The following is a 9,585-nucleotide window of genomic DNA, read 5'->3' as shown; positions in this document are numbered from 1 at the left end:
CAGGGCACGCTGACGCCAGTTGGCGGTCAGTGGCAGCTCGAGCGCTGCAATGCCGTCAGGACGCACTACATGCTGTTGTTGCCAGAGGCGGCCATGGCGCAGCTCGAACAGGCATGGCGCTCGCGCCAGGGCCAGCCGGTGCAGGCTGGCGTGTTGGGGACGGTCTCCGCAGAAGGCGAGCATTGGCGCTTGCAGGTCAGTAGCGTGGTGACGCTTGCACCCGGTAGCTGTCATCTGGCGGATATGTTCTAGCTGTAAACCACAGCAGACAGATCGCAGCCGGCAGGCGGCGCGGGCCACCTGCCGGTAGTGGCGGCTAGATGAACATCACCTGCGCGACCAGCAGCAGCGCGCCGAAGCCCAGTACGAAGCCGACCATGGGCAGCACGAAGCGCACCCAGTGGTTGAAGCGCATGCCCAGCATCTGCGTGGTCGCCAGCACGAGGCCGGTCGGCGCGAGGTAGAGCATGGCGTACTGCCCCCAGTTGTACGCCGAGACGACGATGTAGCGCGGGATACCGACGGTGTCAGCCAGTGGCGCCATGATCGGCATCGACAGCACGGCAAGGCCGGACGACGATGGCACCACGAAGCCCAGCAGCGTGAAGACCAGCATCTGCGCGACCGCGAACACGCTGCCGTGCATGCCGGCGACGAGGCCGGACGCGTAATGCAGCAGGGTGTCCGAGATCATGCCCTGGTCGAGCACAATATTGACGCCGCGGGCAAGGCCGATGATCAGCGACACCCCGACCAGTTCGGATGCGCCCTTGGTGAACGCGTCGACCAAGTCTTTTTCGGCCTCACCCGAGATGAACATGATGATGATTGCGATGGCGAGGAAGGACGCGGCCATCTGCGGGAACCACCAGCCGCCGGCCATCACGCCCCAGACCATCAGCGGGAACGCCGCGACAAACAGCGCAAGGATCAGCTTGCGGCGCAGCGTCAAAGGCTCGGCCTCGGTGAGCGAGCCGCCTTCCAGGAAGCGCGCACGGAAGGCCGCGCTGTCTTCGTAGGTGTAGGAGAAGCTCGGGTCGGCCTTGACCCGCTTGCAGTACCAGTAGAGGTAGCCGATCACGGTTGCGGTGCCGACCACCAGGCCGAACACCCGCCACAGGATGCCCTCGGTAAACACGATGCCGGCCGCGTTCGATGCGATCACTACCGAGAAAGGGTTGATCGTCGAGAAGGTGGTGCCCATTGACGCGGCGAGGAAGATGGCGCCGACGCAGACGATGGAGTCGTATCCCAGCGCGAGGAAGATCGGCACCAGGATGGGGTAGAAGGCGACTGCCTCTTCTTCCAGCCCGCAGGTGGTGCCGCCTAGCGCCATCACCGTGCATACCAGGGCGACAAACATGAACTCGTTGCCCTGCGCCTTTCTGGACAGCGCGACCAGGCCCGAATTGAACGCGCCGGTCGAGTTGACCACGCCTATCAGTCCGCCCAGTACCAGGATGAACACGATAATGTCGACGCCCTCGATGGTGCCCTTGACCATGCTCTCGGTGACGTCGGCCAGCCCCTTGGGCGCCTGCGGCAGCCGCTCGTAGGTGCCAGGGATGGCGATCGGCTTGCGGATGGTGCCGTCGACGAACTGCTTGACGTCGATGCTGACGCCCAACCGGTCAAGCTCAGCCTGCGTCGCCGGCACCTTGTGGCTCGCGCCTGTCGGCGGCGTGACCACCAGCGCCTGCGCCGGCTTGTCGTACGACAGCTTGGCGAAGGCGCCGGCAGGGACGATCCAGGTCAGCCCGATGGCGACCAGCATGATCAGGAACAGGATGGTAAAGGCGGATGGAAAGGTCTTGAACAGCCGTCCGCGCGGGGGCGTGGTATTCATGGTGACGCTCCTTGTCGAAGTCACCCGGCAAATAAGCCGGTGGGCAAGGTCGCGCGCGGCAGGGCGGCAGGCGTGTGCCGGCCGCAGGCAGCCAGTCTGTGGCTGGCTGGTCGTGGAGGCGACCCTTGAAATCGATAGCGCTATCGTGGGGGCAATGATACGCCGATGGTTTTTTCAGGAAGCACCTTTGGTGCATACGTCATTTGACGGCCATCAAGTATTAGTAAGTTTGAATGGGGTGCTCAAGCCGGAGAGCCGGCGACGCCGCGCTAGGGCCGGACGTGCTAGCGGTGCGCGAGAAAGGCAAGGGCGGATGCCGGCCTGGCTAAGCATGCCCGCCGTCAGTGGGTGCAGTGCCGTGACACGATGCGCTTGCGTCCGCCACCTGCCGTACGATTGAGCGGGCTGCGTTTGGGGTAGCGTTGACGTTTACGCTGCCCCTGCTTCGACCCGATGCCTGCCCTGCTGTTTGGCGCGGTACAGCGCCGCGTCGGCCTGTTCAATCAGCATGGCGGGCGTGTTGTCCGGCCCCGGCGTCAGGCTGGCCACGCCGACGCTGGCGGTCAGTAAACCGACCGGGCTGCCCGCATGCGGCAGCGCGAGCGCGTCAAGGCCGGCCAGAAAATCGCGGCAGATGACCTGTGCCTGCTCAAGGCTGCTACCAGGCAGCAGCAGGGCAAACTCCTCGCCGCCGTAGCGGGCGGCCAGTTCTCCGCTGCGGCGGACATGCGCGGCCAGCTGGTGTGCCAGTGCCTGCAGGGCCTGGTCGCCGGCGAGGTGGCCGTAGGTGTCGTTGTAATGTTTGAAGTAGTCGACATCGACCATCGCCAGCGTCAACGGTTGCGGATGGCGGCATGCGCGCTGCCATTCTTCGGCCAGCCGGGTGTCGAACAGCCGCCGGTTGGCAATATGGGTCAGCCCGTCGGTCTGGCTGAGCGCCGCGAGCTGGCGGTTAGCCTCTTTCAGTTCGGCCGTGCGCGCGGCCACTTCCGACTCGAGCAGCTGGTTGCGTGCGCTCAGGCTTTGCAGCGGGTACACCTCGTCGCCGGCGGTGCTGACCTGATAGGGCAGCGAGATGCCGCTATGCGCGACCTTCCATACACCGTCTTCGCGCCGGAAAATCAGCGTCAGCCGCGCGGTCTCGTTTGCCAGAAAGTTGGCGGCCAGCGGCAGGTGGATATGGAAGCTGGCGACGGCGGCCACCACGTCTTCGGCCAGATCCTGCAGTTGCAGGTCGAGCATTTCCCAGTGGATAGGCTCCGGCACCTGTGCAAAGTCGGTGCGGGTGATCGCCTGCCATTGTGCGCGGTCGTGCACCAGAAAATCGCCGCAGCCGGTGTAGCCGCTGAAGTTGGCGCTGAAATCGTCAAGCAGCCGCAGGTCGCGGTTCAGGTAGCGCTGGCGGTAGGTCTCGAACAGCGTGCGGATCAATGCCAGACGGGGAGGGAGAGGCGTGCCCATGCGCATCCTTATCAATAGCAATCAACGACCAGTTTACGCTTGCCAATAGAAATGCATAGATCATTTTTGCAGGGTGATTAATAGCCTGAGCTAGGCATGTGCTACCGCCTGTCGCACGATTGCCCTTCATCTCCAGCTTGTCGCTTGCGCGCGGCTTTCGCTGCCTGAATGCCACCGTTGCAGCGACGCCAATATGCGCCATGCCGGATAAGGCTCGTGCCAGCGCAGCGATCGTGAAACATAAAAATTGCCGCGCCAATTTGACTTATAGCGACGTGATTCCTAGGTTTCAGTCATACGCCATGCTTGGCGCACCACTCATCGAGTATATGCGGCGCAGCAATCCCGTTGGGTTGTGTACAACTTCGCCCATGCACTTTCATGCGCTTCAAAGAGCAATGAAAAGCGACCGGGGCGGGCTCTGTGATACACGCGGACCAAGTGTAGTGTGCGTATCTTCAACGTTAGCTGGCCATGCACGTGGAACGCCTGATATCTCGGATGCCAAACCCAAAGGGGATAGCAATGAACGCTAGAAACATGTTGAGCCTGTTTTGCGGTGCGCTCGCTTGCGTGCAGTTTGCAAGCGTTGCGCAGGCGCAGACCCCACCCAAGATGAAAATGACGACTGAAATCCCGGCCGGGATCGCGATCCCGGACAAGATCGACACCCGTCTGGGCACGCTGAAGTTTTTCGATGGCTTTCCTGATGATCCCTCAGTCGAAAAGCTCTACGACAACCTCGACTTCCAGAATGCGGTACAGGCTTATCTGCTCGGGCTGGCACCGGTGAGTCAGCTGGCTAACCGCAAAGGCATCCTCGAGGTGGGGCCGGTCAATACGACCGTGCCGATCTTCGAAACGATGATGAACGCGCGCTCGATCTTCCTCACGCCCAACAACAATACGCCGTACACCTGGTTCTGGCTGGACCTGCGCGGTGGCCCTCTGGTGGTGGAGGTGCCGCCCAAGGTCCTCGGGCTGCTCGACGACATGTGGTACCACTTCGTCACCGACATCGGGATGGTGGGGCCGGACAAGGGCGAGGGCGGCAAGTATTTGATCCTGCCGCCGGGCTACAACGGTGAAGTGCCCAAGGGCTACTTCGTTGTCCGGTCGGCGACATACAGCAACTGGATCGCCTGGCGCACCTTTCTGGAGAACGGCGATCCGAAGCCGGGCGTGGACCGGGTCAAGCAATTCACGAAGATTTACCGGCTGGGGCAGGCCGCCAATCCCCCGAAGCTGAACTTCGTCAATGTTTCCGGCCGTGATTTCAATACCGTGAGCCCGGCCAACTATTCGTTCTGGGAATACCTCAACCAGGTGGTGCAGGAGGAGCCGACGGAGTCTATCGATCCCACCACGCTGGGCCTGTGGGCCGCCATCGGCATCCAGAAAGGCAAGCCTTTCAATCCTGATGCGCGGATGAAGAAGATCCTCGCCGAGGCGGCGCAGGTGGGCGATGCGACGGCCCGTGCCATCATGTATCGCTGGCGCTCGCCCGAGGGCTATTACTATCCGGACACGAAGAGCGCCTGGCGCCTCGGTTTTGTCGGGGGCTACAAGTTCGAGGATAAGGGCGCGCGCCTCATCGATGCCTACTCGGGCTTCTTCTTCTACGCCACCGGGGTGACGCCGGCCATGGATTCGAAGACGGTCGGGCAGGGCTCGCAGTACATGGCGGCTTTCGTCGATTCGAAGAGCAAACCGCTTGATGGCGGCAAGAACTATCGGCTTCGCCTGCCGCCGAACATTCCCGTCAACAACTTCTGGTCGGTCATCCTCTACGACAACCAGACGCGCTCCATGCTGCAGACTGATCAGCAGTGGCCGGCCGTCAGCAGCCAGACCAAGGGGCTTCAGGTCAACCCCGATACCTCGGTGGACATCTATTTCGGACCTAAGGCGCCGGCGGGCAAGGAGAGCAACTGGGTGCAGACCGTTCCCGGCAAGGGCTGGAACACGCTGCTGCGCCTGTACGGACCGCTGCAGCCGTGGTTCGACAAGACATGGCGGCCAGGCGAGATCGAGTTGGTCGAGTAGGTCAATAGCCAGCTAACAGCCGGTTCAGCGCGGCCGCCAAGACGCCGCCGCTGAACCGGAAGGTCCGTCCGCAAGCTTCGCTGTTCATCCCCCCATTTTTAGTGGCTATGCCCCGGTTGCAGTTGGTCGTTCAAAATTTCAGCGTGGTATACGCTACGCCGGTTTTTCGAGCTTGCCGCTTGCGTGAGCCTGACGGGGCAGGGCCATGGACTGCGGCACCGCCGGCAAGACGTGCTTGTGTATGGTCATGCGCTCGCTGGAAGAAGTGTGCCGCAAGTTCAGGGCATGCGGCATGCGGTGTGCGCGTGATCCTGTGCGATGCTGGCTCCAATGTGCGCCCGGAACTGGTCAAATCCGGCATTACCTATCTATTGGGGCGCGGTGGTGTGTATCGCAAGCTGATTGATGTCATACGCGCCAGCACCGTTGCTTATCCGGTGCAGGAGAAAACTGAATCCTGATCACGAACCGGCCAAAACTCATGGCCGGCTTGGTCTGTCAGTCGCTTATTGCGGCAGCCGGATTTCGACCAGTTGCCACGAGGCCAGCCCCTTGCGCTGCAGCACAAAGCTGGTCGCTTCGCCGGCTTTTCCCGTCTGGATGACGAAATGGTTGAATCCTTCGTAGCCCATGCTGCTGTCTGCCGGCTTGTCTGTCTCGGGAGTGCTTTGCGCTTCGCTGTCAGCTGAAGGTTTGCGGGTGTCCAGCCGTTTGAGCTGGCGCTTGCCCTGCAGCAGTAGCGCAAGTCCTTGCGGCGAGACGATGCCGTCAACCATGGTGTTGATGATTGGGTCACCAAGGGCGATGCCCAGGGCGGAAAACGGCTTGTCCTTGCCTGTTTGTGGCAGCATCCGTGCCCTGAGCTCGGCTTTCAGGCTGCTTTTGAGTGCCGGATAGTCGATATAGTCCGATAGCGCCGCCGTATCCGGTTGTTGTGCCGCCTGTTTCATGTTCTGCACCGCGAGATAAGGCGTGTAGTAAAACCAGCCTGCGCCTGCGAGAGCCGTGACTGTCAGCGCGGCCTTGATCCTGTTGTTCATTTTGATTCCAGATTGATGCCCGTCATCCGGGAAAAATACCCGGATCCAGACTGTCAGTGTAACAAAAGTAGGAATCGCTTTTTTCTTTGCCGGCAATGGCAGGGGCTTGCCTGTTGAATGCGCCTCTGGTCATGACTCCTTGGCAATGATTGAAGGTGTCGGTTTTTTCAGCATGCCGCTGTGGACTGGTCGCACTAGGCATGGAAGCGGAGCGCCTGGCGGATCGAAGCCAGGCACAAAAAAGCCACCGGACCGATGGGGCGGTGGCTTTTGCAGGCTTTAGCCGCGTTTGGCATCCAGCAGGACAGTGTGAAAGCGTTTGGCCCAGCTCTTGATCAGTTGATCCATATCGTCCCAGGTGATGTTTTTGCCTTGAGGCATGCTTTCATCGGCCTTGCGCGAGGCCACACCGGCCGCGATCTGGCGGTTGTTCGGGTCGAGAATTTCCATCTCGGCGGTAATCTCCACCACGCGCGGCGCCGTGCCGGTAACCTCGCGGCCGGCGTTAAAGAGCGCCTTGACCGGGATAAAGTCGGTCGGGGTCAGCGCCGGGTCCACCGCCTGTATGCCGGTGATGGCGCTGCGCACCCGGATTACGTCCGGCCCCGGTGCATTCACCAGCTGAAAGTCCTGCGCCAGCTCCTGCCGGAAGGCATTGAGCATCCCGTCAGCGATGCGTTTTTTGACGGCGGGTGAGAGACTGTTAACGCTGTATTCCGGGTTGTCAGACAGGATGACGGCAACCGGCTCGAACATGATCTTGTTGTAGGCCTTCCAGTTGGCCGTACGGTTGATATAGCGCATCGTGCTTTGCCCTTCGGGCTTGAGCTGCGAATAATTGGAAATAAAGCCCGAGCGCGGTTTATTCTCGACCGATGCGCCATCAGACATCCCTGTGGTACTGCAAGCGGTTGCGCCCAGCGCCACCAGAGTGGCCAGCATTGCCTGTTTCATCTTCATCTTGCTCTCCTCGCTGTTGTGATAAACCCACTACCTGCCAAGTCCTGACCTTGCGCCGCGACCGCTCAGAAACGATGGGCGTAATTGGCCGAGATGAAATACATCCGGGGATGCGAATAACGGCCTGCCAGCGGTGCGGGCTGCGAGACGCGCGCCTCCCCGCTATCCACATATTCGAAGGCCAGTCCGAGCGATGTGTTGCTATCCAGCGCATGCTGTGCGCCGATGCCAAAACGCCAGGTAGCCGATGCCGGCATCGTCAGCGAGGTATCGCCCTGGTCGACATACATACTGTCATCGTGGGCAATGCCCATATTCAGCCGGGTCTGGGCATCCCATTGATACTGGACACCCGCCGCCACATGCCATGTATCCTGCAGGCGCAGCCGTGAAGAGACACTGCGACTGGCCGTAGACACATCCATATCGCTGAAGCGGCTCCAGTCCTGCCAGCCCAGATTGCCAAGCAAGGTCCATCTGGAGTCCAGCGCGTGTACCACGCTGAACATCGCCTGCTGCGGGCTGGATACGGCCGCGTTGACAGGCAGGCTCCAGCTTATGCCGGACAGTGGCAACTGGCCGGAGGCATCGACATCGAACTGGTACTTGACCTCGCTGGTCCACATCAGGCCCAGCCGGGTATCGGGTGACAGGGTATACATCACGCCCAGGTGGGCATTGGCGGCCCAGTCGTGGTCGTCCCGGGTGACTTCACCGCTGTCACCCACCTGATCGCGCGTCAGCGAGAAAACGCCGTAATTGATGCCCAGGCCGGCACCCAGCGACCAGGCGTCATCGATACGGTAGGCTAGCGTAGGCTGCAGGGTCATGCCGATCATGGTGGCCTTGCTGACCAGATTGCGCCCGGCCCATTGGTCGCCGAAATCCAGGCTCAGACCGAAGTTGCCGTATAGCCCGATACCGGCTTTCAGATCATTGCTGATGCTGTGGCTGTAAAAAATGCTGGCAGCAGGCAGCCAGCCGATCACATTGCCTGGCCCCTCGATCCTGCCACGCGCCATCTCGTAATCGAGATCGCCATACAGCAACTGTCCTCCTGCGCTGAACTGGTTGCCGTCCAGTCGCGTCATTCCGGCCGGATTGCTGGCCAGCGTAGATGCATCCTGCGCCCGGGCCGCAGAGCCGGCTCCGGCCAGCCCCAGGTCTTCAGTTGCCATCTCGTAAAGATAAAGCCCGCCCGCCGGGGACAAGCTGCTAAGCGCCAGACACAGCGCACCCAGTAGCGGCTTGATGGGAGTTGTTGTCATTGAAGAGTCTCCTTGCGCGGGTTCGCCGCTGGGTATGCCCCTGTTCCGGCCACCATACGCCATAAAAATCAAGCATTTATCATGTAAATTCTTTCTAGATATAGGTTGGATTTGTGGCGTTTTTTAGTGAAACTTGGCCATAAGGACATTTAATTTCTGCTGCCGCTGTGCCTTGTCGCAAAAATGCCGCATACAAGCAGGCAAAAGCAGAACGCCCATCCTTCAGCAGAATGGGCGTGGCAAGGTTAATGGCCGAAAAATGGAAGAAATCTACGGTGTCCCAAGGAAGAGATAGACGGCCTTTGGCCCCTGCCGGGCGTGGCCATAGCCCAGGAATACCGGTCCCAGCGGGGTCTCTCCACCCAGATAGAGCGTGGCCGACTCCTGCCAGCCATTCAGCTGGCTTTCGCTGAAGCGCTGACCGAAGGTGGCGCCTTCCAGCGCAAGCCCCAGCCGCATATCGCCACGCAAGCCCAAGGGCAACTTGCCGATGATTTTTTCGGTTCGCAACTGGACAAAGCGCATATCGTTACCGACCAGCTGATCCTGCGCATAACCGGAAAGATTGAGGAAGCCACCCAGTTTCGAAGCCTCGTAGAACGGGACGCTGCCATGCACGGTCTGGCTGCCCCTGAATCTTCCGCTCACGATCAATGGCCCCAGCGCAGTCGCACCGGACAAGCTGCCGGAAAGGTTGCCGTAGTTCAGTTGGGGCGAGTCGATATAGGCCAGACGTGCGGCCCAGCCCGAGGTCGGCAGATAGAGGCGGTTCGTCTGATCCAGATCTAGCGTGAGATAGGCACTGCCGAAGTGCTGGTTGCTCTCCCCAAGCTCGGGAGCGCCTGTTTCCAGCGCGGCATCCAGCCAGGTCTCGCGCCAGCCTAGCCGTGCCTGGCCCAGCAGGCCGATATTGATGCCCACCCCCAGATTAAGCTGGCTGGTCTTGACCCGGTATTCCGCCAGC

Annotated in this window: 9 protein-coding genes; 3 read left to right on the top strand and 6 right to left on the bottom strand. The window is 61.0% G+C overall.

Annotated elements, in window-relative coordinates; all coding sequences use genetic code 11:
* A partial coding sequence (locus EGI20_RS14470) for a hypothetical protein (RefSeq protein ID WP_498632332.1) occupies positions 1-252 on the top strand: 252 nt, incomplete at its 5' end.
* Between the two features lie 64 nt (positions 253-316).
* Here the strand turns inward: EGI20_RS14470 and EGI20_RS14465 are convergent.
* Positions 317-1,846: a YfcC family protein gene (locus EGI20_RS14465; protein WP_498632330.1), complete on the bottom strand. Its 1,530-nt coding sequence runs from the start codon at positions 1,844-1,846 to the stop codon at positions 317-319.
* 429 nt (positions 1,847-2,275) lie between these two features.
* Positions 2,276-3,307, bottom strand: a complete 1,032-nt coding sequence (locus tag EGI20_RS14460; protein WP_498632328.1) for a diguanylate cyclase domain-containing protein — start codon at positions 3,305-3,307, stop codon at positions 2,276-2,278.
* Between the two features lie 540 nt (positions 3,308-3,847).
* Between EGI20_RS14460 and EGI20_RS14455 the strand changes: the two genes are divergently transcribed.
* Together EGI20_RS14455 and EGI20_RS14450 are read left to right on the top strand one after the other, a co-directional pair.
* Positions 3,848-5,353, top strand: a complete 1,506-nt coding sequence (locus EGI20_RS14455; protein WP_498632327.1) for a DUF1254 domain-containing protein — start codon at positions 3,848-3,850, stop codon at positions 5,351-5,353.
* 299 nt (positions 5,354-5,652) lie between these two features.
* Positions 5,653-5,814: a hypothetical protein gene (locus EGI20_RS14450; protein ID WP_498632325.1), complete on the top strand. Its 162-nt coding sequence runs from the start codon at positions 5,653-5,655 to the stop codon at positions 5,812-5,814.
* 45 nt (positions 5,815-5,859) lie between these two features.
* Here EGI20_RS14450 and EGI20_RS14445 read toward each other — a convergent pair whose 3' ends face one another.
* The 4 genes from EGI20_RS14445 to EGI20_RS14430 all read right to left on the bottom strand — a co-directional run.
* Positions 5,860-6,393, bottom strand: a complete 534-nt coding sequence (locus EGI20_RS14445) for a DUF2939 domain-containing protein (RefSeq protein WP_498632324.1) — start codon at positions 6,391-6,393, stop codon at positions 5,860-5,862.
* A gap of 279 nt (positions 6,394-6,672) precedes the next feature.
* Positions 6,673-7,353, bottom strand: coding sequence for a DUF3313 domain-containing protein (locus EGI20_RS14440; RefSeq protein ID WP_498632322.1), 681 nt, complete (start codon positions 7,351-7,353; stop codon positions 6,673-6,675).
* A gap of 65 nt (positions 7,354-7,418) precedes the next feature.
* Positions 7,419-8,621 carry an OmpP1/FadL family transporter gene (locus EGI20_RS14435; RefSeq protein ID WP_498632320.1) on the bottom strand — a complete coding sequence of 401 codons (1,203 nt, stop codon included), beginning with the start codon at positions 8,619-8,621 and terminating at the stop codon, positions 7,419-7,421.
* Between the two features lie 270 nt (positions 8,622-8,891).
* A partial coding sequence (locus EGI20_RS14430; RefSeq protein WP_498632318.1) for a hypothetical protein occupies positions 8,892-9,585 on the bottom strand: 694 nt, incomplete at its 5' end.

It is taken from the genome of Aquitalea sp. S1-19 (assembly GCF_024343515.1).
Note: the sequence above shows the minus strand (reverse complement) of the source record. Positions and strands in the feature narration are given on the sequence as shown.

Excerpts from the sequence above, each read along its gene's own strand:
- EGI20_RS14435 (WP_498632320.1), bottom strand. The coding sequence starts at position 8,621 with ATGACAACAACTCCCATCAAGCCGCTACTGGGTGCGCTGTGTCTGGCG.
- EGI20_RS14460 (WP_498632328.1), bottom strand. The coding sequence starts at position 3,307 with ATGGGCACGCCTCTCCCTCCCCGTCTGGCATTGATCCGCACGCTGTTC.
- EGI20_RS14445 (WP_498632324.1), bottom strand. The coding sequence starts at position 6,393 with ATGAACAACAGGATCAAGGCCGCGCTGACAGTCACGGCTCTCGCAGGC.
- EGI20_RS14465 (WP_498632330.1), bottom strand. The coding sequence starts at position 1,846 with ATGAATACCACGCCCCCGCGCGGACGGCTGTTCAAGACCTTTCCATCC.
- EGI20_RS14440 (WP_498632322.1), bottom strand. The coding sequence starts at position 7,353 with ATGAAGATGAAACAGGCAATGCTGGCCACTCTGGTGGCGCTGGGCGCA.
- EGI20_RS14455 (WP_498632327.1), top strand. The coding sequence starts at position 3,848 with ATGTTGAGCCTGTTTTGCGGTGCGCTCGCTTGCGTGCAGTTTGCAAGC.